Below are 22,882 nucleotides of genomic sequence, written 5' to 3'. Positions count from 1 at the left end.
TTCAGTTATGGACAAAGAGGCGATCGCGGCTAAAACTGCTCCAAGTCAAATGACCTTTTTGAACAGATGAATGTAAATCTGGGTAACGAGAGAGTAATGCTTGCGCTTCGGGTAAAGGCGATTGAGCACAAGCTAGCGCTGCTGCTTCTTGCTCGGCTATGTCCCCATCAGCTAGCACTTTTTCTAGATCAGCAATCATTGCAGTATCGGCAAATCGCCCCACAGGTCGCCAAAGTTCTGGCGTAACTGAGCGTTTGGCTGCCCAACGTTCATGAGCATAGTTTGTCAACATTTTTGCTAATTCTGGGTTAGCACGGCGATCTAGACCCCAGATAAGATGTAAAGGACTGTCTACAAACACCGCTTTCAGTACCATCTGATTCCAAGCAGCATCGTCTAAATAATCCGCAGGGTAAGGGTTTCGTAGTGCTATAGATTGGAAAACATTACTCATATTGCTGCGAATTCCCTCAGCAGCGCGTTGGCGATGTAACTCTGGGTGTGGCAATAGAGGCAAACTTTGATAAAGGACAACTAACTCCCCCATATCGGCAGTAGTGAAAACTTTATCAAGCGATCGCACGTACTCCTGTGCATCCTCATGGGGCAAAGCTAAAAGCAAGAGTGTGCGACCTGCTTGATCTACACTCCAATGACCAGGAAACCAACCGGGGAGCGCTTCCTGTGCTGCTTCTAAATCTTGGGATGTTAGCTGTAAATTCTCTTTACCTAGATAACGCGGCACAGCACTAAAAGCCGTGAAAAACACTCGCTCAGCAGCGCCGCTAGCAATCTGCGCCTGTTTCTGTTCTATCCAGGCAGTAGCTTTCTCTGAAGCAGACTGTAACAGCCAGTGATGCAGTAACTTGTTTACCCTACTCATGATTAATTCAGGAGAAGTTTTTCAACGGTTTTCTCTAAGAATACAAGTATAAAACTTGCCATTAAAATTGATACCTTCTTATTATACGAGTTACAGAATATATTATTAAGATAATATATTTACTGAATCTATAAAAATCTACCCACTTTAAAGAAGATACTGTAAAGATGTCATTTTAACTATAGTAAATCTGGAGTTAGCTTAATAATAAATTTTGGACTTTATGCAATAATGATATCTGTTACAAACATAGTAGTAAAAATATAAGTGTCAAATAAATTTACGAATAAATGTTATTTTCTAACTTTATTCGCTGGGTAAAAAACATTTTCAACCCATAATTTATTACTGCCGAATTATTTGCAGATTCAAATTTTGCAATGATTTTATGCGTGTCAACTTGCAATTTTAATTGCACATTTAGTCACAGTTATTTAAAAATAAATACTACAATGTACACTAAACAAAAGACTAATCTCAGCCTAAAACCACTAAACCAATGTGTCCGCGTCACCTTTAACTATGATGTTCACTTTACTAGAGGTTTGTTTCAGTTAGACAATCCTTTATTAGCACAAGTGATTGCTGCAAACGGAGAGACAGCTCCCAAGAAAGTAGTAGCAGTAGTAGATGGAGGACTATTAAAATATCAAGACGAATTGCTAAAAAAATTATCAATTTACGCTCAGAGTTATGAAGATGTATTTACTCTCAGTTGTGAACCAATAATAGTTTCAGGTGGAGAAACAGTCAAAAATGAACCAAAATTCATTGAGCAAATTCATCAGGTCATCAATGTAGCTGGATTGTGTCGCCACTCCTATGTTTTAGCAATTGGAGGTGGAGCTGTACTAGATATGGCAGGATACGCAGCAACAACTGCTCATCGAGGAATTCGGTTGTTGCGAGTACCAACTACAGTATTAGGGCAAAATGATTCAGGTGTGGGGGTAAAAAACGGAATCAATGCCTTCGGCAAGAAAAACTTTCTTGGCACATTTATGCCACCTTATGCTGTATTGAATGACTTTGATTTTCTAACCACTCTTGATGATCGAGATTGGCGATCGGGTATTGCCGAAGCCGTGAAAGTAGCGCTGATTAAAGATGCAGATTTCTTCGATTTCATTATGACTTATGCCGATAAATTAGCTAACCGAGATATGGAGATCATGGAAAAGCTAATCTATCGGTGTTCCCAATTGCACTTAGAGCATATTGCTGGTAGTGGTGATCCTTTTGAAATGGGTTCATCGCGTCCTTTAGATTTTGGACACTGGGCTGCTCACAAACTGGAACATTTAACAAATTACAGTTTACGTCATGGTGAAGCTGTAGCGATCGGTATTGCTTTGGATAGCACCTATTCATATTTGACAGGGCTACTGTTGCAATCAGAATGGAAGAGGATTTTAGGCACACTCAAGAACTTAGGATTCACTTTGTACGTATCTGAATTGGCAGAGCAATTACATCAACCAGACCATCCCCATTGCCTATTTAGAGGACTGACTGAGTTCCGTGAACATTTAGGAGGAAATTTGACAATCACCCTACTAGAAGGAATTGGGCAGGGAATGGAAGTTCATCAGGTGGATCTGTCTTTGTACAAAGATGCTATTTCTATGCTGCGCGATTGGGAGCTTTCGCATTAATTATGTGTATTTACAGTAGTTTTCATTTATTTAAACCACAGCACCAGAGCATTCTTCTTTCTCTGCGTCTCCGCGTCTCTGCGTGAGATAAAAATGTAGTCTATTCATTTGAAAATTGCTGTAATTGTAAGTCTCTAAGTGCGATCGCTCCACCATGACGGCGTTAAAATAAACCAATAACAGATTAAGGTCTGATCTGAAAACATGACCTATGACTTACACTCCACCCAAGCTGTTAACTTTCGAGCAATTCATAACCGAATATGGGAACAATCCCCGCTACGAACTCATTGACGGAGAACTACGCGACATGGAGCCTACAGGCCCTCATGAAGAAGTTTCAGGAAGCATTGCTGGTAGAATCTATGTCGAAATTCTTCGTTCTAATTTAAATTGGCTGATTCCAAAAAGTTGTTTGATTAAGCCACCGGCTGCGGAAGCTACAGCACTACGTCCTGATGTCATTGTTTTAGATAAAGCAGAACTTAACAACGAACCGCTTTGGCAAAAAGAGCCGATTATTTGTAATGGCAATACAATTAAGCTTGTTGCCGAAGTTGTTAGCACAAATTGGCAAGATGATTATGCTAGAAAAGTCGAAGAATATGCTTTTCTAAATATTCCAGAATACTGGATTATAGACTTTCGTGGTTTAGGAGGCTTGCAATTTATTGGTAATCCCAAACAACCTACTTTTACAGTCTGCCAATTAATTAACAATACGTATCAGCAGCGACAATATCGCTTAGGAGATGCAATTACATCCTATTTGTTTCCAAATTTGCAACTCAAACTTGACGACATTATGTAGAGACGTTGCATTGCAACGTCTCTACTAAATTGTGTTGTGTTATAAATTCAATGCTGCTAGAAGTTCTAAAATAACTCCATTAGTCCAGCCAAAACCGACTTCGTTAGAGCTGTAGCCAAAACAAATTTCATCGGAGACGTTAGCAGAACAGTGTTCAACATCGTATTTCTCGACTAAGGTTTTGTGACGCTTAAATTCCTCAATGACCATTACTAGAAACTTTTGGGCAATGCGATCGCCCTCTTTATGATACCCATAGCGGTGAAGTCCCAGGACTGCAATCAACGTCAGGGGTGCCCAACCGAAGGGAGCATCCCATTGATTACCTGTGACGCGAGTACTAGTAAAGATTCCTCCTGGTGCTTCAAATAAAGAGAGATTTTCCGCGACGCGTTTGGCTTGTGCATCTGAGGCTAGTCCTATCCATAAAGGATAGAACGTGGTGGCAAACTCGTAACGGCGGCGTTCTCCGCTTTGGAAGTGATAATCCAGATATAGTCCCTGTTCTTCATCCCAGAGACACTGATCAATGCGATCGCGGCGGATATCTGCGCGCTCTCGCCACTGCTGCACCAGTTCTTCATTACCTAGCACAGTGTGAATTTCCGCCAGATCTTGCTCCATCTGATACAGCAAACTGTTGAGGCACACGGGAGCGTAATGGAGGATATCAACACTGAAAGGGCCAAATCGGTTAGTGATATCAAAACCAGACTCACGCATAGTGCGATCGCCTTTGTAAAACAGGTTAGTCAGTTCGTCATTTTCCCGGTCGTAGTAAAGACTGACATCATAATCATCAACCTCAAACGTTTTGTAATACTCCTTGACGCGATCATAGTGGCTTCGTCCTTGCTCATCCTGCTCGGAGAACAAGACTTCCGGCGCGGGGCCTTCCCCAAAGGCGTAGAATCGTGACAGACCTGTGGCGGGATTCAGGTGAGGCGGTACTACCCAATAGTAGTAAAATTGCTCAAGCAGTGGTACGGCTGATCTCAGCCACTCTTCATCCTGGGTATGCTGGAATAGCGCTAGAACCATCATACTGAGGACGGGGGGCTGCGATCGCGACAGCATGTAAGTCCGGTTGGAATTGAGGATAGTGCCGTAATGCTGCACTTGGTACAGCAGTTGATCAACTTGACTTTTTGCTAGATCCCATTCCTCATCCCGTAATAGCCCTAACAAAATAAAGTAACTGTCCCAGCCATACATTTCGTTAAAGCGCCCACCCGGTACAACATAAGGCCCTGGTAGGTACAGCAATCCATGATCTCGAATCGCTTCAACTTCAGTTGGTAGAGTGCGAATTTGCATTTGTTCCATCTCTTTGGGAGATAGCGATCGCTCTAACACCGTTTGAACATTAGGACAATCTTCTTGGGGCGAAATATAGACAATCCAGGGAGTCTCTGTTTTGTGGTCTAGTTTGGTATCCTTTGCAGATTGCAACAAGTGTTCGTGCGATCGCGTCAACGTTTTCCACGTTTTTTTTATGTGGGCCCGCACCGCGTCAATTTGCGAGGTTGCAAGTGCTGGTGAAGTGGTCATAATATCGTTTTCAAGTTTACGGGGTGTTAAAGAGTTGGGGATTATTTTTAAACGCAGAGGAACGCAGAGTTTTTGCAGCTTCTCTCTGCGTCTCTGTCTTGAAAAGTTATGAGCGCCGACTTCCGGCGCTCATAACTTTTCGCTGCGCCTCCGCGTGAGACACATGCATCTTTTTACTCAGCATTACTAACCAACAAAGCAACTGGAAAATGCGCTAGAGCTGCTCCGATGGATAGGGTTTCTTTGGCCTCTAAGGCTTGCTGAGCCAAAACGTTTTTCCAAGATAAGGAACTTCCAACGGGTAATTGCAGGTGCGTATCTTGCCATACCGACTCGCCCAACGGATATTCTCCAGGCTGGATCAAGCTAGTTAAAAAGCGAGGCGCGATCGCGATCGCTGTTTGATTCCCCTGTCGCCGCGCAAATGCAACAATATGATTGGCGTAAGTTCCTTGAATTTCTAACGGCAAATAGTCGCCATCTTGAAATAATGAGAGATACTCTGTTCTGGCCTTAAGTAATTGAGTCGTTAAAAACAGTTTGATTCTGCCATCTGTTTTGTGGCTCAGCAACTCCTGAATTAAGCTCAGAATATCTGTCTTTGCCTGCTGTTGAATGGTGCTCAAATAAGTCCGTCGCTGCTCAAAATCCACGGGACGGCGGTTGTCTGGATCAACCAAACTTAACTCCCAAAGTTCCGTTCCCTGGTATAAATCAGGCACACCGGGTGCAGTAAACTTCAGTAAAGTTTGGGAAAGGGAATTGAAAATACCATAGTCCGCAATCCGTTGTTGAAAGGGACGAAAGGCTTCTAGAAATTCTGCCGAGATAGAGAAGTCTAGTACCTTCTCAATAAAAGAGGCACATGCTTCTTCGTACTCACTGTCAGGTCGCAACCATGCGGTATGGACTTTCGCTTCCCGAATTGCCTTAATTATGTAGTCTTTAACCCTTTCCACGAAAGACTCATGTTCATGTTCGGCAAAAGGAAACGCGCCTACCAGGGTTTGATATAAAAAATACTCATCATTACGATCTGGTATGGCAAAGCCTTGGCGCTCACTGCGATGTCCTCGATTAATCGCGCTCCAGGTATTTACTTGCTGTTCCCATTCATCTGGGATTTCCGATAGTACATTTAACCTAGCTCGCACATCTTCGCCACGTTTGGTGTCGTGGGTGGCTGTGGTGTTCATTGTGTGAGGCCACCTTGCTTGGTGCTTTTGATTAAAGCTGTGAAAGTTGGCTAAGTTGATGCCAAAATGACTAGGATTACCCCCCACTTCATTGAGCGACAGCAAACGGTTATAAACATATAGCGTGGTGTCTTCTACACCTTTCGCCATCAGTGGGCCGCTGTATTGTTGCATCCGTAGTACAAAATATATCCACTGCTCGCGTTCTGTCTGAGTTAGAGAGTTATCAAACTCCAGTAGCATCAGCTTTTCGATAAAGGTCAACTCATGCTGCAACAGGGGCGTTTGTTCTTTGGCTTGGCGAATTACTTCCTGAATGCAGTCGCGATCGCTATCATGAATGCCATCGGGAGTAATATAAGTGCGGTAAATCGGGAACAGAGTTAGGACTTCGGCGATCGCTCGTTTGAGTCCATTTAGTGTAAAGTCATTGCCATAGCGATATTTGCTAGAAATATTCTTCAACAACAGAGCCAAATTATCAATGTCACCTGCTAAGTTCTTTTCTAAAATCAGGTGCTTTTTCTCTTTCACCAGCGATGGATAATCTACTCTTGAACCAATAAAGTTAAAGTAGATTCTATCGAACCTTGATTCATTTTCACATTGGCAAAACACGCCATTTACATAATTTAAAAAGTCATATCCTGATGTGCCTTGAATTAACCAATTATCTGGCAAGTCTTCGGTAAGTTCTAAAATTTTCTCAACAGTGATGTACACATCTCCCATCTTTTCCTGGAGACGTTCAAGATACTGTAATGGGTTATAAAGTCCATCAATATGGTCAATTCGTAAACCAGTGAATTTTCCTTCTTCAACCAGTTTTTGAATCAAGCTATGAGTGTTATTAAATACCCGCAGTTCTTCAACTTTCACAGAAATTAGTTCGTTGACAGTAAAGAAACGGCGATAGTTCATTTCTTCCGCGCCCACCTTCCAGAAGGCGAGACGATAAAACTGATCATTCAGTAATTCATCTAGCAGGTTAAAGCTATCTGAATTGCCTTTTTCTCCGTTAAAAACTTCGAGGTTTTCGTCAACAAACTCGCGAATGGCATCGTTTGTACTGTAGAGTTCCCAAACTAATCCTTTAATAAATGCAATCTGGTCTTGTCGTTGTTTACCGGCAACTTCTGAAGGCACATTTTTGAGAATGTAAAGAATCCCTAATAACTTAATGAAATCAGGATGATTACGTCCCAGTGTGCGCGTGAGTTTGCCCAAATTGTGGGTGAGAAATTTTGTGTAAGACTCTAATCGCAGTGGCAGTTTTAAGCTGTAATAGTTGACGGTTAAACCATTTTGTTCGTATTGCAGCTGAATATCTCCCTTTTCCAGGGATACACCATAGAAGTCTCCTAGTAGGGGAGCTAGAACTCGCTCTTGGCGATCGCCAAATGGAGCATTCCAACTTAAATCAAAGTAGTCAGTATAGCTGGAATCTGGCCCGTGTTCCAACACGTCCACCAAGTAATGGTTTTCGCTAGTATACGCCATGTGATTGGGCACAATATCTTGTAACCAGCCCATACCAAAAGATTGTAGTTCGCCAACTAAGGCATCAAACGACTCGGTAGTTCCTAATTCTGGATTGAGTTGAGTGGCATCTACTACATCGTAGCCATGCGTACTGCCAGATCTAGCCTTGAAAATAGGAGAAGCATATAGGTCGGAAATTCCTAGTTCTGCTAAATAAGCGGCGATCGCTCTAGCGTTTTCAAAGCCAAACTGAGGTGTAAACTGAATTCGATATGTTGCGGTGGGGATTCGCATAGATTTGTTGTTTTGGATGGGAGATGCCAGTAGTTCTTTGTGTCTTGTGGTAGAAAAATTATTTTCAAACCACTAAGACACTAAGACACGAAGACGAAATACTCAATCGGGTACTCACGAAATTTCAAACAGCACTAAACTAGTGGGTTGCAGTTTCAGTTCTTGCCCTACAGATAAATGCTCAGGTGCTTGAGAACCAGGCCCATTCCATGACGTATCTGCTGAGTCTAATAATTTGCGGGCATTTTGCTGATTTGGCAAGATTGTTGATACTGGAGAAGAATTAAAATTCATCACAAATATTAATTCACCCGATTCATCCCAACGACGCACCACAACCAATTGCTGATCTTCATCGCTAGTCGCTTCCATGAAGTTGCGGTCTTGCTTGAGCAATACTGGATGCGTTTTACGTAAATGAATTAATTGGCGATACCAATCCCACAAAACTTTGTGTTTACCTTCGTTGTGTAATTGCCAGTTGAGTTTACAACGTAGGAAGGTTTCCGCAGATTCGGGATCTGGTGGATCATCTTCGTAATGAAATGCTTCAAATTCTTCTCTGCGTCCGGCTCGAACGGCTTGAATCAAATCTGGATCGGAGTGACTGACAAAGTACATGAAGGGTGCAGTTTCTCCGTATTCTTCTCCCATGAACAAAAGGGGTAAGTAGGGTGACAGCAGTACAGCCCCGGCTGCTAACTTTAATCCTTCAAATGAGATCCGCTGGGTAAGGCGTTCTCCCTTCATTTGGTTGCCGATTTGATCGTGATTCTGGATGCAGACTGCAAATTGTGATGGAGAGCGATCGCGGCAAGGTATACCATGAAATCGCAGCCGATGGGGAGCGTATTTCCAATCGTAGATAAAAGTATCTGTATAAGCTTTTGCTAAATCAGCACATTGCCCAAAATCTTGATAATATCCTTGGCGATCGCCCGTCAAAAGTGCGTGCAATGCATGGTGAAAGTCATCGCTCCATTGAGCATCGATTCCGTATCCACCCAATGCTGGTGGACGAATTATTTGCGGATTATTCAGGTCACTTTCGGCAATCAGATGGCGTTTCCATTTTTGCCCTTGTGATAAATTATCAACTGCTTCAGCCAGTTCCCACAAAAAGTGCTTGGCTCCCAAGTCATAAATTGCCTGAATAGCATCAAGCCGCAATGCATCAATGTGGAATTCTCGCAACCAGTACAGGGCATTTTGAATGAAATAATTTCGCACACCTTGACTAAGAGCATCGTCGAAATTCATCGCGTTGCCCCAGGGTGTCTTATAGGTTTTAGTAAAGTAGGGCGCAAACTGACCCATATAGTTACCTTCTGGGCCAAAGTGGTTATATACCACATCTAGCACCACAGCAATGCCGTGTTGATGACAAGCATTCACCAGTTGTTTGAGATCGGCTGGACTACCGTAGGAATTTTGCACAGCATAGGAGTAAACGCCGTCATAACCCCAGTTGCGGTACGCTAAAGCAGCTTCAATATGAGTGTCTCCTGGAAACTGAGCAATCGGCATGATCTCAATGGCGTTAATCCCCAGTTTCTTCAAATCCGGCAGACGAGAAATGATAGCGGTAAAGGTTCCTTCAGGCGTGAATGTACCAACGTGGAGTTCATAGAAAATCATCGACTCCAGTGGAATCCCACTCCATGCTTCATCTGTCCACTCAAACTGTTGATCAACAATTTGAGACGGCCCATGAACTCCTTCAGGTTGATACTGTGATGCTGGATCAGGGAAAGCATCTTGATCATCCAAGATATACCGATAAAGCGTGCCTGGATACACATCGTTCACTTTTGTCTGCCAGTATCCCTCTGCTTGAGGTTTAAGCGGAATTACCTGCTGCTCTGGCGTCAAAATTTGCACCGCTACACTATTTAACGTTGGAGACCAAACTGTAAACTCGCACTCTTTATTACCCAAGTAGTGAGCACCAATTTTCACGCCCTATCCTCCCATCAGAATCATGTGTTGTGCCGAACCGTGGCATGACTGCAAATGCGATACATTGCAAACTGTTTACAAACACGCCAGATAGCATAATGGTTGGTCTACCATACTTTTGGCTAGCACCGGAAGGCTGAATTTTTTACCAAAAAACTCTATCTGTAGGAGTTAGGAAGCAGGGGAGCAGGGAGGCAGAGGGGCAGAGGGGCAGGGGGGCAGAGGAGCAGGGGGAGAATAAATACTGACTTTTGTACAGACGCGATTAATCGCGTCTCTAGTCAGCACTTTTTCAACTTCCTCCGCCATTCTATAATTCACGACTATTCTGATGTATCTTGCGTCTGTGTATCTACCTTGTGCTGTTTAGTATCTTTTTGGCGCTTATCTTCTTTCCATCTTCCTGTTTTGCGTGCAGCTTCAGTTAGAAGATACTCAATTTGAGCGTTAACGCTCCTTAGTTCGTCAGAAGACCATTTCTCCAGCACTTCGTATAACTTAAGGTTTAAACGCAGTAAAAACCGTTTTTTCTGGCTCATGTCTTAGGTGTAAAGGCTGCCAGCGTTAACCACTGGTTGAATGTTCTGTTCTGAGGTTAAGACAACCAGCAGATTGTTAATCATAGCTGCTTTACGTTCATCATCCAAGTCAATAATTTGTCGTTCACTAATCCGTTTTAGTGCTTCATCAACCATCCCGACTGCACTGTCAACAATTTGTCGCCGTGCATCAATCATTGCTTTGGCTTGTTGACGACGCAGCATCATTTGGGCAATTTCTGGAGCATACGCAAGATGAGAAAGTCTTGCTTCTAATACTTCAACTCCCGCAACTTCCAGTCTCGCTTGCAATTCTTTTTGAAGGTAAAGCGCAATTTCATCGGGTACTGCACGCAACGAAGGGATTGATTGCTCATCAGGTGCATCATAAGGATAACGGATTGCTAGGGTACGAATCGCTGTCTCGCTCTGGATGCCGACAAATTGCTCGTAGTCATCAACTGCAAATCTAGATTTAGCTGATTCTACTACTTGCCACACTACTACGGCTGCTATCTCTATCGGACTGCCTTGAGCATCATTTACTTTCAATATTTTGCTGTTAAAGTTGCGAACCCTCAAAGATACTTGGCGTTTATTAGCAAAAGGGTTAGTCCACCAAAAGCCTGCTTCCTGCACAGTACCAACGTAACGCCCTAAAAAGACCAGTACTACTGCTTGATTTGGTTCAACCGTAAAGAAACCAGACCACGAAGGAATCACCACTATGAGCAATGTTGCCCCAAACCATGCCCCTATTTCTGCTAAATCGGCAAAATCTTCCACTTTAAGGCTTCTGCCTAATACTTCTATTAATCCCTGTATTGTTGCCCAAACCTGCCAACTACCAAAAATTGCTAAAGCTAGGATTACGCTCAAAGCTAGGAAGCCGTTGACTTTAAAGGCAGAAAATTCTGCGATTTGCTGTTTCATTATTTGCTCCTAATTTAACTATTTTGTTATCAAAGTGATATCATAATAATAACAAAAAATGGTAAGTGCCTAAGTAGCACTCACCAAAAATAGAATGGTTTTCAATTGAATAGACTACACGCCTAGGGGCACAATATATTTATTAGTGTCAACTTAAGCCAAACCTGTTTAAAGTCTCGTTCCCAGGTTCTAATACCAAGTTGTATTCTACCCATTTTAAAATTGCTGTAAATCTGCTCGTATTACTATACGTTTGCTTGCTGCCGTTGATATAGTGACCAGTACAAACCCTTTTGTTGCAACAACTGTGAGTGAGTACCACGCTCAGCAATTACGCCTTGCTCCAATACCAAAATTAAATCAGCACGTTTGAGAGGGGCAAAGCGATGAGCGATGAGGAACACGGTACGGTTAGCGGAAATTTTTTGTAGGTTTTGCAATACCTGTTGTTCAGTTTCACTATCCAAAGCGCTGGTAGCTTCATCCAAAACTAAAATCGGCGCTGGGGAGAGAAATAACCTTGCTAGGGCAATGCGTTGTCTTTGTCCGCCAGATAAAGCTGTCCCGCGTTCGCCAACGTTGGTTTCGTAACCGTAGGGTAATTGACTGATGAAGTCGTGTGCCACGGCTAGTCTGGCAGCTTCTACTACTTGCTCTGCGCCAATGTCAGGATTACCAAGAGTGATATTTTCCAAGATCGAACCATTGAATAAAAAGTCTTCTTGGAGAACTACGCTAATTTGTTGCCGTAGTGAAGCTAAATCAGCACTTTTAATATCAAAACCATCAATTAAGATGCGTCCTGATTCAATTTGATAGAGACGTTGCAATAACTTAGAAAGAGTACTTTTACCAGAACCACTGCGTCCAACAATACCAACAAACTGCCCTGGTTCTGCATTGAAGGTGATGCCTCGGAGGACTGGTTCAATGTTTGGTTGGTAGCGGAAAAAGACTTGCTCGAAGGTGACTTGACCTTTAAGGGGTGGTAAAACTAGACCAGTTCCAAGTTCGGCTTCTGGAGCAACGTTAAGAATGTCACCAATCCGGTCTACGGAAAGTAGGACTTGTTGCAGATTTTGCCACAACTGCACTAAGCGCAAAAGTGGCCCTGTGACTCTCCCAGATAGCATTTGAAAGGCAACAAGTTGACCAACGGTGAGTTTTTGTTCGATGACTAACTTGGCTCCAAACCAGAGAATCAGCATGGTGGAAAAATTGGTGAGAAAATCACCAATATTGCTGCTGATGTTGGAGGTGGTGGAGGCTTTAAAGCCTGTGCGAATAAATCTGGCAAATAAGCCTTCCCAGCGATCGCGTGCTACTGGTTCGGCTGCATGAGCTTTGACGGAGTGAATTCCCGTCATTGTCTCCACTAGAAACGATTGACTATCGGCACTGCGGTTAAACGTTTCGTTGAGCCAGTTGCGAAGAATTGGTGTTGCAACTATTGTCAAAATGGCAAACAGTGGCAGTACTCCCAAAGCCACAAAGGTAAGTGGGACATTATAGTAAAACATCAATGCCAGGTAGACCACAGCAAAGATGCTATCCAGAATCACGGTTAATGCTGTACCTGTAAGAAACTGGCGGATTTGTTCGAGTTCCTGGACTCGTGCTACTGTGTCTCCGACACGCCGTGACTCAAAATAAGCCAAAGGTAGACGCATCAGGTGGCGAAATAGCTGTGCTGATAAACTTAGATCTAAGCGACGGGCTGTATGTGTAAATATGAATAGGCGCAGAGTACCGAGTATGGCCTCAAATATGGCTACCGATAAAAGTGCGATCGCCATGACATCCAGTGTTGCCAAGCTCTCCTGCACCATCACCTTATCAATAACGACTTGCGTAATCAGCGGTGTTGTTAATCCTAAAAGCTGCAATGTAAAAGATGCCAGCAAAACTTCACCTAGCAATCCCCGATACTTCCAAACCGCTGGTGTGAACCAACCGAGGTTAAATTTTTCTTGCTTGGATATGAGTTCTGCTTGCCACAGTTGTCCATCCCAGGACGCTTCAACTACCGACTGCGGCAAACTTTCACAAGTTCGATCAGGATTTAGAGGATTAGCGATAATTAGGCGATCGCCCTTTACCCCATACGCCACCACCCAAGAGGGAGTCGGAACTGAGTCAGGATTCCACAACAATAAGGCTGGAAATGACAACTGGCGCAACTCACGCCAATTCACTTGCAATCGCCGCAATAGCAATCCTAATTTTTCCCCTGCTTCCACAACATGTTTTGGGCGTTGTCCTCTGAGTTGGCGTTGCACCCATTCCAGTTGCACACCAGTTTCCAACTGTTGCGCCGCCATTGTTAAACAAGCAGCAGCCGTATTCCAGCTAGCAACAAAAGGATAATTTGGGATTACCAGAGTGGAAGAGTGGGAAAGTGAAGCAGTTGAGGAATGAGGGAGTAAAGAAGTGGGGGAGCGAGAAAATGTCCCTCCCTCTGCCTCTGTTCCTTTCTCTTTTTCTTCTAAAGGCCCTTGCCAGAATTCCTCTAGTTGTGGGTTAGAAACTTCATCCCACAAAGCTGTTTCCCAACACACTACTACCACTTCTTTACTAGCAGCTACAGCTTTACAATCTTCAGCGAGCTTTTGCAAGTCGCCAAACCAATCTCCCGCCTCTAAAGCTGCTAACGGCTTACCAATATTTTCTTCTCCAAAGTTTCCTCGGAGTTCTTTCCGCAGGCGGACTTTACCAACCACAATAAAGAACTGATAACCTCCAGTTCCATTTGACCAAATTTTTTCTCCGAGGCGATATTGACGGATTTGGGACTGATTTTGTAATCGGGATTTTTGTTCGGGCGTGAGCCAGGTTAGAGGTGGCTGATTCCAAGGTAAAGAGGCTAGCACGCTTAGTAGAGATTCATTATCCAGAATTTTTAACTCACTTGTAATTTCACTGTCAGCTTTTGAATTTTCTCTGCTAGCCATTTCTCAAATAACTCATTTTGTAGTGCTTGCTTTAGTTGAGTATCTTCTAAAGACGCTGGCAGAAATTGTTCTACTCGAAACAAACCATAGCGTCCTTCAAGTTCTACTGGCCCTACTAATTGTCCAGGACTTGCCACATCAATAGCCGCCCGTAGTATATCTGGTAAACTTCCTCGACTGATTGGCCCCATCATGCCGTGTACAATTCGGTCATCTGCAACTGAATATTCTTTAGCTAATTGCTCAAAGCTACCTCCTTCTTCGATTTGGGTTTGTAGTTCTTCACTCAGTTCCCGATTTTCAACCAAAATGCGAGAGAGTACTATCCGATCCAGAAAAATTTTACGTTCAATGAAATATTCTGGGATTTTGGCTTCTGTAACTACAGCTTTCAGCTTTTCTAATTTGAAGCCAAAAACGACTGATGCATGGAAGGTAGCGTAGTCTGTGTTGTTTTTATTTAACCACTCTTGAAAACTTTGGGGGTCGGCCAGTTGATTTTTTAGCCTAAAATCAATAATTGTCTGTTCAGTTAATGCTGAACTGATTTCAATATCATCTCGCGTTTGTATTTCCTGCTCAATTACGCGCTGACGGAGAATGTCCCCAATGAATTGTCCCAATTTTCCAGAGGCTTGCAGGTATTTTACTACTTCCTCTAAAGAAATTGGCTGGTCATTGATGGTTAAAAAGGATGAAGATTCCATGAACTAATTACGTGGAAATGGTTAAACACTTAAGCATCTTTCAAATTAAATCATATAGAAATCAGCTTGTCATTTATGGATAAATATGATAAAGATTTTGTGAACTAATTACATAGAAAATGAGTGCAAAGTTATATAACTAGTAAATAAATTAATTTCGCCTGATCGCTATATGGTCTAGCAACAAAATAGTATGCTGCATCTGGGTAATAGCATATTATCTAAGCAATCAAGTCATTGCATGGGTTGTCCTGACGACTGAAAGTCACTTGCTCAGAGACTTTATTATTTTTAATCAAGAGCGGATTGTGTAAAAAAGCTTTACAAATGTCAAAATGCTCCGGCAATGATACTTGTCGATGTCCAGGCAAGTACTATTGCGGCGATCGCACCTATTAATGTGTTGAAAATATTTACCACTTCGTTGGTTAGCCAGGTGTATTTAGATTGCAGCGTTGCTCCAATTACACTTTCTAAGTTGGTGGCAATAAACGCTGCTAGCACACACCAAGCGACTCCCCATAGATCAATCAAACCCACTCCCCAACCAACCAAAGCGATCGCCACAGACGCTACTACACCAGCTAAAGTTCCCTCTAAGCTAACTGCTCCTTCTGTTCCACGAGATACTGGTTGCAGTGTGGTAATCAAAAAGGTGCGTTTACCGTATGCTTTACCGACTTCGCTAGCAGTGGTGTCAGAAAGTTTGGTACTGAAACTCGCCACATAGCCCAACAATAGTAGGGATTGGGGACTGGGGGCTAGGGACTGGGGACTGGGTAGGAGAAATCCTGAATTTATTATCCCTACTCCCAAAGCACATAACGCCCCAGTTAAAGCTGAACCCCAGACATTTTCTGGGCCTCTTGCCCCAGAACGCTTTTCGGCAATTCCTTCTGCTTCTTTTTGGGCCATGCCGATGCGTGTAACTCCAGAACCGACTATAAAATAGAACATGACTACTACATATCCTTGCCAGCCGAGAGTTCCCCAAATTAGTACACCTAATAACCAAGCGTGGAATAATCCAGCCGGGGTCAGCAATTTTTTGGGAGCGATTGCTGCTATGCCTAACAAAATTGTGTTTAAACTTACTCCAACTAACCAGGGATTTACAGAATTAATTAAAGATATCATCACTAATCAATCACAAGTTGTTTTACATTCAAAGCTTAACCGTTTGACCCTACCTCCTCCAAACTATGTAATATGTTTATATTATTTACTGAATAGCGATCGCTCCCAAAGCAAGAATGTCAAAATACAGGCAATATCTTATAAGCGCAACGCCTGAATATTTACACGCTTGTCCACGCAAATATAAATGACTATGACTGCACACAAATCGTTATAAGTATGAATTATGTAGACGCATAAGAAAGTTCAAGGTTCAGCTTCCTATAGGCAGAACGTCGGTAGCAGCTTGCCGCAGGCTAGGATGAAGTTAGAACTATCAGAATTTTAATCATAGCCAAAAGCTTAGTCGCAAATTATATAGCGTTTAAATCTAAACTTGGCCATAAGCATATAAGTTAAGGTCAATTAAAACTGTGTTCACATTGACCGTAACTGAATCTCATTAACATAAATTTATAGATAGTATTAACCACCAGTCTCCTCAATGCAAGCTATGAACCAAACTTTATTTCATCTTGCCTTCCCTGTGACTAATATTGCCCAAACAAAAGCATATTATGTTGAAGGCTTGGGCTGCATTTCTGGTCGTGAAAATCACCATGCTCTAATTCTCAATCTCTACGGTCATCAATTAGTAGCCCATGTCACTAAAGAACCCTTGTCACCTCAACGTACTATTTATCCCAGACACTTTGGGCTAATTTTTACCCAAGAACGTGATTGGGAAGACTTATTAGAAAGGGCACAACTACAACAGCTAATTTTTAGAGAAGAACCCAAAAATCGCTTTGTTGGTTCTCTTCTGGAACATCGGACTTTCTTTTTAGAAGATCCCTTTTATAATTTGATGGAGTTCAAGTATTACCGCCACCCAGAGGCAATTTTTGGGAGTTACGAACATGCTCAAATTGGGGATAGGACTTAATAGGCTCTGTTAGGGCTTCTGCTACTACTGCTAAGCTTCTAGAGTCTCTCAGCATCCAGGGGTGCATCGCCACTGGCACTATTACTTCTCCTCCCACGGGCATTTGTGAACTCCTTGCTGGTACAATCATCAAATCATAAGGCGTCCAGATAGAAGTAAAATTTAGCTGCTTTAGAATGGCAGCATCAGAATTCAAATCTTGCAGAAAAATGCTGTTGGGACGCATTTGCACGCATCCAGGACGCTGGGAAGCATACGCAGTCACGGTTCCATAATGGGGCGAAGATATAGTAATAAATCGCTGTACACGTTCAATTCCCCCCAACCGTTGCACATAGTAACGGCTGACAATTCCCCCCATACTGAAGCCTACCAAATCCAGTGGTTGTTCTGACACAAAGGTAGCAGCAATGTAATTGGCTAACTGCTTTGCCAACTCATCAAGACCCACATCACCATTATTTGGCACTAGGTTTAGAGTATATACAGACCAACCCTGTTGTTTCAAGTAGTCTGCCATTCTATAGAAGACTGCCCCTGTATCATCAATGCCATGTGCTAACACAACGGGATTGCGCTGTTGATTTTTAGTACTCATCTATTCTATAAAGTTCGGCTCAATCAAGTCTGTAGAAAATTTAACTGGATACAATCGCCATTTGCCAACAGGCTATGACACTCCTTGCATTGGTTAAGAGCAAACCATTGACTTCACTCAAAATTGAGTATCTGCCAAACAAAGAAAGGTTAATTTTTATTAAGTATACTTTCAGAATCTTGCTCTTAGTTACATTAAAATTTCATAATTAGTTCTTGGTGTATACAGGTTGCAAGTGGTTGCAAGAAAGAGTTGAGAACATTTGCCCTGTAGTGTTACTACAATGTTAATTAAGCACAAACCTTAAGTTAAGGGTTGTCACCAGAATAAAGTGGCGTAAAAAAATGTAACATTTAGCCGTAATTCTTAATAATTGCGGTCAAACTCCAGATAGTTAAGAGGCAGGAGCAATTGTAATGATCGGTTTTATCAAAAAATTAATCACCAGTATTCTGGGTTTCGTGACTGGGCTATTACCTGGAAAGAAAAAAGGCAACGGTTACTTCTTAGAATTAGACGAAACCAAAGATGCAAAACCGCTAGATGCTGCTCTAGACACGGCTAAAGAAGCAGCTAAAGAGGTAGCATCAAGCGCCAAGAAAGCAGCGGAAACAGTTGCATCGAATGCGAAGAAAGCAACGGAAACAGTTACATCCAGTGCCAAGAAAGCAACGGAAACATTTGTATCAGATACACCAGAACCATCCCAATCAGATTCATTGAACGGAACAAAAACCGCCGCAGCTAAGACTAAGGCAAAGGCAGTTAAAGAGACGAAATCAGCTAAAAAGGCAAAACCAGCCGATGTTGAGTTAGTTCAGACTGCTGAAGGTCTTAAGGTTGAACCTGGCAAAAATGCAAAAGCTGCGGCGGCTAAAGTACTCAAAGAGCAGCCAACTGAAACCACTTTTGCGCCCAAATATCTCGCTCCTTCGGTTACTAGCTCTAACGGTCGTCGCCGTCCAGGGGCGAATATGAGTGCTTACCTCGAAATGGCACGTCAGGTTAAAACTCCTCAGCAAAAGTAATCAAAGAGTAGTTAGCTAAATCTACAACTTGTGCCCAAATATCTCGCTCTTGCGGTTACTAACTCTAACAGTCTTCGCCGTCCAGGGGCTAAGGCTACGTTAGGCTAAAATTCCTCGTTTTTGGTAATTGATGGAAACGTCATAACTCATTATCCATCACCAAATCTTTAACAAATACCAATCCACTATATAAATGAAAAGCTGGGTCCCAATTAGTCTGTTCCCTACGAAGCAGGTGAATGTGAGATTGGATTTGACCCAGCATTTCTGTTTGCTCCAATACTGTGTCTGCAAAGGCTGTGAAATCTGACCAAATTTTGACTTGGGGTAGTTGCTTCTCAACCCAACTCAATAGACTGTTCCAATTAATCCTGATTGTATTTTGGCTAGCTTGGGAAATAATTTTGACACCTTGTTGGAAGTTATAGCCATTATCATAGAGTCGCACAATACAACGTCTGCCAGGTAAGTGTAAATCACAAAACTGAGCATAGTCTTGTATTTGGGTCTTCCGTTCCAGTTTACCGCGCACGCCGCGATCTACAACTTCCTCAAATATGGGTAATAGTCCCATGACTTGTGCTTTAACTTCTAACCAGTCAAAAGTTAAAGAACCGAGTTGATTTGCTTGGTTACAACAAACAACAGTAGCTTGTCGGTCAGATTCTAGAAAGTATTTGACTTGAAAAACTTGAATTTGCTGAATCTGAGCTATGGTTGTCCAGAAGCAGGGAATGCTAGAGAGCTGTAGCTGTTGACCATAAAATTTTAATTCTCCTATTTGTCCACTGCGGTACAATCGCCAGCCCCGGCTTGGTAGCATTAACCTTGCAGTGTAAGGATCTAGCTGCATAATTTGGGCAAATTTTCGAGATGCTTCTGTTTTAAGCTCGTTACCCAAAGGTTCTAAGATTAGTATGCCAAGCTCTGTGTTACTTGCTTGGGCTGTTGCTTGGGAAATAGCTCTTTGTCTTTCTTCCTGCTCAAGTTCTTGGAGTCGCCGCAAACCTTGACGTGCTTGTATGACTATTTTGGTATTGGTTGTATCTCGCAACAGTTGGCGATAAATTTTTTCCGCATCTTGGCGCTTTTGGGACACTTCGTGCAGTCTTGCGAGGTAAAATTGCACCCAAGGATTTTCTGGTGATTCTGCTAACAGCTGTTTGAGTAATTTAGCAGCTGTTTGATAGTCTTTACGCTCAAAGGCGATCGCAACTTGCTCAATCATCACTTACTTTAAATGCACGCTGGAGTGATGCCTCAAACAAAGATGACTTTGCGTGAGGTATAAATCATTTATACTTCACAAGCTGCGGTAATCAAGGATAAAGCTACTACTGGGGCTGTCACTGCTCGGAGGATGCGACGACCAAGAGAAACAGGTTGGAATCCAGATGCGATCGCATCTTGAACTTCTTTTTCTGTCCATCCACCCTCTGGGCCGATAGCAATCACAATATCTCTTTGTTTTTTGTATTGTAAACAATCTCTTAAATGGGGAAAATCCCCCCGTGCTACACAGATATATCGCTGGCTATTTACAAATGACAACTCTGTACTAAAAGCAACAGGTTCTAAAATTGTCGGCACAAAAGAGCGCTCTGATTGCTCAGCGGCTTCGGCGGCGATGCGTCGCCAGCGTTCGAGTTTTTGGGGACTGGGATGAAGTAAAGTGCGATCGCTCAGCACAGGAGCAATACAGGCTACTCCCAATTCCGTACAACACCGCACTACTTCATCAAATCCATTGCCTTTGGGCAACGCCGCTATGAGGGTAATCGATACAGGTAATTCGGTTTCTACTGTAAGTGGTTCTAAAACCTGTGCTTGTTCTCCTTCTAACTGCGCTAACCACCATTTTCCTATCCCATCCATTGCAATAAAGCGATCGCCCTCACGCAAACGCAACACACGCCCTAGGTAATGTTGCTGATCTTTGGTGAGCAAAATTTGCCCTTGTTGGAGTTGGGAAGGTGCGATCGCAATTCGTTGCAGTTGAGACATGGGATTTTTTGCCCTGCTCATTGTTGACAGCGAGGAGATTAAGGATGAGGTTCTGACGGCAGATTATTTAGGTAAGCTGCTACCGCCTCATTAACTAGCTGAGTCATCGGCTTACCTTGGCGAGTTGCGGTTTCCTTCACCTTGATGTATATGTCATCTTGGAGGCTGACGCGCCGCCGCGCTTTACCAGTAGTAATAGTAGTATTAGCGATCGCTACTTCCTGATACCCGCTCTCTTCTGTGATTTCTGCGATAGTAGAGTCTGCCATTGTTTCCACTAAACCATCAGCATCGTCTGTAATCTCTGCTGTTGCAACGGTTTCAGATTCGTAATTAGCAGCAAATTCGCGGATGGCATCAAAACCAACGCGATCGCAAAAATCACCAAAACTTTCCTCAGATTTCCGTGACTGCTTAAAGTAGGTAAAAATCGGTTTTAGCTGGGTTTCTAAGTCGTTATGGTGCAGGCGTTCCATATAAGGTAGTGCCAGCCTAGTTTGATCTGGCGAACCCCCTAACCATAATTGGTAAGATTCTGGAGCACTACCGACAAAGCCCAGTTCTGCCAAGTAGGGACGAGCACAACCGTTGGGGCAGCCTGTCATCCTTACCACAAAATGCTCTTTTTGTAAACCTAATTTATCAAGCAGGTTACGAATCCGCTCCAAAATGCCCGGTATTGCTCGTTCCGATTCGGTGATTGCTAAGCCGCAAGTGGGCAAAGCCGGACAAGCCATAGCATAACGCACCAAAGGCTCGATTTTTTCAGGTTCAGAGACGACGCCATGACTATTGAGAATATCTTGAATGGCTTGCTTATTCTCTGGTTCGATGTCGTAAAAAATCACGTTATGGTTGGGCGTCAGGCGGATAGGCAAGTTAAATTGCTCAACAATTTCTCTTAGGGCAGTTTTTAGTTGAAACGTACCTTCATTCTTAATTCGCCCATTATCAATGGAAATTCCTAAGAATAACTTACCATCGCCTTGTTCATCCCAGCCGAGGAAGTCTTGATATTTAAACTCTGGCAGTGGTTTGAAGGGTGCAACTGGTTTGCCAAAATATTCTTCGACTTGAGCGCGGAATTTATCCACACCCCAATCGTTGATTAAATATTTTAATCTGGCATGACGGCGGTCAGTGCGATCGCCATAATCTCTCTGAGTGGCAACAATCGCTTTCACTACGTCGTAAACATCATCTTTGGCTACATAGCCAATTTGATCTGCTAGTCTAGCGAATGTTTCTTCTTTATTGTGTGTCCTACCTAAGCCACCACCAGCAAAGATATTAAATCCCTCTAATTCTCCCTGCTTATTGGTAATTACTACCAAGGTCAGGTCTTGGGAATATAAATCAACTGAATTATCTCCTGGCACTGTCACGCAAATTTTGAACTTACGCGGCATGTAGTGCGTGCCATAAATCGGTTCTTCAGTGCCATGAACAATTGTGCCATTGCCATTGTGCTGTCGGGCTGCCTTTACCTTTGGGTCTTCTTCAGCACTAATTGCCTTTTCTCCATCTAACCAAATTTCGTAATAAGCGCCCGTTTGCGCTGATAGCAAGTCAGCAATATTCTGAGCATATTCCCAAGCATATTGGTATTCTGGGCGATTCTTATAGGGAACTGGTGGTGCCATCACATTGCGGTTGATGTCGCCGCAAGCTCCCAAAGTCGAACCCAAATTTTTGACGATGGTGGCAATTGCTGTTTTGAGATTCTTCTTTAAAATTCCGTGCAGTTGAAACCCTTGACGGGTGGTTGCTCGCAATGTTTGATTACCATATTCATCAGCCAACTTGTCTAAAGCCAGATACAGCTGCGGCGGTACTAAACCACCCGGATTTTTTGTCCGCAGCATAAATTGATAATCTTTCTCTTGACCCTTAGCGCGATTGTCACGGTTATCTTGCTGGTAAGAACCGTGGAACTTCAGGAGTTGTACTGCATCTTCAGTAAAGTGGGTTGTGTCCTGAAGTATTTCAGTTGCTACAGGTTCACGCAAAAAGTTACTTTTTTCTTTGATGCCTTCTACTTTTGAAGGCTTACGGTTGACTATGGGGGGAGCAGATTTAACCATTAGTAAAATTGTTATAGTATTCTCAATAAGACATCAGTGAACAGCAAAGCTGCAAAATCTGAGCATTCTTGCAGCTGTATCCCCGGTAATCCGGCCGGAATAATGGGGAATATTTTAATTTTACCACGCTAAAAGCTGGCTTTGT

The 22,882-nt window shown here is 42.9% G+C and carries 17 protein-coding genes; 4 read left to right on the top strand and 13 right to left on the bottom strand.

From position 1 onward, the window contains the following. Position 1: 1 nt before the first annotated feature. Positions 2 to 883: an EboA family metabolite traffic protein gene (locus FNW02_RS01515; RefSeq protein ID WP_191755824.1), complete on the bottom strand. Its 882-nt coding sequence runs from the start codon at positions 881 to 883 to the stop codon at positions 2 to 4. A 452-nt stretch (positions 884 to 1,335) separates the two neighbouring features. On the opposite strand from FNW02_RS01515, the gene FNW02_RS01510 reads away from it, so the two are divergent. Both FNW02_RS01510 and FNW02_RS01505 read left to right on the top strand, forming a co-directional pair. Beyond that, complete coding sequence (locus FNW02_RS01510) at positions 1,336 to 2,538, top strand: 3-dehydroquinate synthase (RefSeq protein WP_191755823.1); 1,203 nt, start codon at positions 1,336 to 1,338, stop codon at positions 2,536 to 2,538. Positions 2,539 to 2,749: 211 nt separating this feature from the next. Continuing rightward, positions 2,750 to 3,349, top strand: a complete 600-nt coding sequence (locus tag FNW02_RS01505; protein ID WP_191755822.1) for a Uma2 family endonuclease — start codon at positions 2,750 to 2,752, stop codon at positions 3,347 to 3,349. Between the two features lie 39 nt (positions 3,350 to 3,388). On the opposite strand, the gene FNW02_RS01500 is transcribed toward FNW02_RS01505, so the two are convergent. From FNW02_RS01500 to FNW02_RS01465, 8 genes are all read right to left on the bottom strand, one after another. Continuing rightward, positions 3,389 to 4,900: a trehalase family glycosidase gene (locus FNW02_RS01500; RefSeq protein WP_191755821.1), complete on the bottom strand. Its 1,512-nt coding sequence runs from the start codon at positions 4,898 to 4,900 to the stop codon at positions 3,389 to 3,391. Between the two features lie 173 nt (positions 4,901 to 5,073). Continuing rightward, entirely contained in the window at positions 5,074 to 7,872 is a 2,799-nt protein-coding gene (gene treY / locus FNW02_RS01495) for a malto-oligosyltrehalose synthase (RefSeq protein WP_191755820.1), read from the bottom strand. Between the two features lie 114 nt (positions 7,873 to 7,986). After that, entirely contained in the window at positions 7,987 to 9,831 is a 1,845-nt protein-coding gene (gene treZ, locus FNW02_RS01490) for a malto-oligosyltrehalose trehalohydrolase (RefSeq protein WP_191755819.1), read from the bottom strand. 323 nt (positions 9,832 to 10,154) lie between these two features. Further along, positions 10,155 to 10,370: a type II toxin-antitoxin system antitoxin gene (locus FNW02_RS01485; protein ID WP_191755818.1), complete on the bottom strand. Its 216-nt coding sequence runs from the start codon at positions 10,368 to 10,370 to the stop codon at positions 10,155 to 10,157. A gap of 3 nt (positions 10,371 to 10,373) precedes the next feature. After that, positions 10,374 to 11,303 (bottom strand): SPFH domain-containing protein, encoded by a 930-nt coding sequence (locus FNW02_RS01480; RefSeq protein ID WP_191755817.1) that lies wholly within the window; start codon positions 11,301 to 11,303, stop codon positions 10,374 to 10,376. Positions 11,304 to 11,548: 245 nt separating this feature from the next. Continuing rightward, positions 11,549 to 14,254 carry a peptidase domain-containing ABC transporter gene (locus FNW02_RS01475; RefSeq protein ID WP_191755816.1) on the bottom strand — a complete coding sequence of 902 codons (2,706 nt, stop codon included), beginning with the start codon at positions 14,252 to 14,254 and terminating at the stop codon, positions 11,549 to 11,551. After that, positions 14,203 to 14,961 carry a peptidylprolyl isomerase gene (locus FNW02_RS01470; protein ID WP_191755815.1) on the bottom strand — a complete coding sequence of 253 codons (759 nt, stop codon included), beginning with the start codon at positions 14,959 to 14,961 and terminating at the stop codon, positions 14,203 to 14,205. Before FNW02_RS01470 ends, FNW02_RS01475 begins: the two co-directional genes overlap by 52 nt. A gap of 330 nt (positions 14,962 to 15,291) precedes the next feature. Then, positions 15,292 to 16,098 carry a TIGR00297 family protein gene (locus FNW02_RS01465; RefSeq protein ID WP_191756036.1) on the bottom strand — a complete coding sequence of 269 codons (807 nt, stop codon included), beginning with the start codon at positions 16,096 to 16,098 and terminating at the stop codon, positions 15,292 to 15,294. Between the two features lie 493 nt (positions 16,099 to 16,591). Here FNW02_RS01465 and FNW02_RS01460 point away from each other — a divergent pair, with 493 nt between their 5' ends. Continuing rightward, positions 16,592 to 17,023, top strand: coding sequence for a VOC family protein (locus FNW02_RS01460; protein ID WP_191755814.1), 432 nt, complete (start codon positions 16,592 to 16,594; stop codon positions 17,021 to 17,023). Here the strand turns inward: FNW02_RS01460 and FNW02_RS01455 are convergent. Continuing rightward, positions 16,953 to 17,621 (bottom strand): esterase/lipase family protein, encoded by a 669-nt coding sequence (locus tag FNW02_RS01455; RefSeq protein ID WP_191755813.1) that lies wholly within the window; start codon positions 17,619 to 17,621, stop codon positions 16,953 to 16,955. The genes FNW02_RS01460 and FNW02_RS01455 overlap by 71 nt on opposite strands. 416 nt (positions 17,622 to 18,037) lie before the next feature. Here FNW02_RS01455 and FNW02_RS01450 point away from each other — a divergent pair, with 416 nt between their 5' ends. Continuing rightward, on the top strand, positions 18,038 to 18,649 hold the full coding sequence (locus tag FNW02_RS01450) for a hypothetical protein (RefSeq protein ID WP_191755812.1): 612 nt from the start codon (positions 18,038 to 18,040) through the stop codon (positions 18,647 to 18,649). Positions 18,650 to 18,788: 139 nt separating this feature from the next. On the opposite strand, the gene FNW02_RS01445 is transcribed toward FNW02_RS01450, so the two are convergent. From FNW02_RS01445 to sir, 3 genes are all read right to left on the bottom strand, one after another. Beyond that, on the bottom strand, positions 18,789 to 19,877 hold the full coding sequence (locus tag FNW02_RS01445; protein ID WP_191755811.1) for a tetratricopeptide repeat protein: 1,089 nt from the start codon (positions 19,875 to 19,877) through the stop codon (positions 18,789 to 18,791). A 68-nt stretch (positions 19,878 to 19,945) separates the two neighbouring features. Continuing rightward, positions 19,946 to 20,653, bottom strand: a complete 708-nt coding sequence (locus FNW02_RS01440) for a 16S rRNA (uracil(1498)-N(3))-methyltransferase (protein ID WP_191755810.1) — start codon at positions 20,651 to 20,653, stop codon at positions 19,946 to 19,948. A 38-nt stretch (positions 20,654 to 20,691) separates the two neighbouring features. Next, positions 20,692 to 22,737 (bottom strand): sulfite reductase, ferredoxin dependent, encoded by a 2,046-nt coding sequence (gene sir / locus FNW02_RS01435; RefSeq protein ID WP_191755809.1) that lies wholly within the window; start codon positions 22,735 to 22,737, stop codon positions 20,692 to 20,694. Positions 22,738 to 22,882: the final 145 nt, after the last annotated feature.

Source organism: Komarekiella delphini-convector SJRDD-AB1 (assembly GCF_014831675.1).
GTDB lineage: Bacteria > Cyanobacteriota > Cyanobacteriia > Cyanobacteriales > Nostocaceae > Komarekiella.
Note: the sequence above shows the minus strand (reverse complement) of the source record. Positions and strands in the feature narration are given on the sequence as shown.

Bases quoted from the DNA above. Each gene is read 5' to 3' on its own strand.
- treY (WP_191755820.1), bottom strand. From the start codon at position 7,872: ATGCGAATCCCCACCGCAACATATCGAATTCAGTTTACACCTCAGTTT.
- FNW02_RS01515 (WP_191755824.1), bottom strand. From the start codon at position 883: ATGAGTAGGGTAAACAAGTTACTGCATCACTGGCTGTTACAGTCTGCT.
- FNW02_RS01460 (WP_191755814.1), top strand. From the start codon at position 16,592: ATGAACCAAACTTTATTTCATCTTGCCTTCCCTGTGACTAATATTGCC.
- FNW02_RS01510 (WP_191755823.1), top strand. From the start codon at position 1,336: ATGTACACTAAACAAAAGACTAATCTCAGCCTAAAACCACTAAACCAA.
- FNW02_RS01475 (WP_191755816.1), bottom strand. From the start codon at position 14,254: ATGGCTAGCAGAGAAAATTCAAAAGCTGACAGTGAAATTACAAGTGAG.
- FNW02_RS01445 (WP_191755811.1), bottom strand. From the start codon at position 19,877: ATGATTGAGCAAGTTGCGATCGCCTTTGAGCGTAAAGACTATCAAACA.
- FNW02_RS01485 (WP_191755818.1), bottom strand. From the start codon at position 10,370: ATGAGCCAGAAAAAACGGTTTTTACTGCGTTTAAACCTTAAGTTATAC.
- FNW02_RS01455 (WP_191755813.1), bottom strand. From the start codon at position 17,621: ATGAGTACTAAAAATCAACAGCGCAATCCCGTTGTGTTAGCACATGGC.
- FNW02_RS01465 (WP_191756036.1), bottom strand. From the start codon at position 16,098: ATGATATCTTTAATTAATTCTGTAAATCCCTGGTTAGTTGGAGTAAGT.
- FNW02_RS01505 (WP_191755822.1), top strand. From the start codon at position 2,750: ATGACTTACACTCCACCCAAGCTGTTAACTTTCGAGCAATTCATAACC.
- sir (WP_191755809.1), bottom strand. From the start codon at position 22,737: ATGGTTAAATCTGCTCCCCCCATAGTCAACCGTAAGCCTTCAAAAGTA.
- FNW02_RS01480 (WP_191755817.1), bottom strand. From the start codon at position 11,303: ATGAAACAGCAAATCGCAGAATTTTCTGCCTTTAAAGTCAACGGCTTC.
- FNW02_RS01440 (WP_191755810.1), bottom strand. From the start codon at position 20,653: ATGTCTCAACTGCAACGAATTGCGATCGCACCTTCCCAACTCCAACAA.
- FNW02_RS01450 (WP_191755812.1), top strand. From the start codon at position 18,038: ATGATCGGTTTTATCAAAAAATTAATCACCAGTATTCTGGGTTTCGTG.
- FNW02_RS01470 (WP_191755815.1), bottom strand. From the start codon at position 14,961: ATGGAATCTTCATCCTTTTTAACCATCAATGACCAGCCAATTTCTTTA.
- FNW02_RS01500 (WP_191755821.1), bottom strand. From the start codon at position 4,900: ATGACCACTTCACCAGCACTTGCAACCTCGCAAATTGACGCGGTGCGG.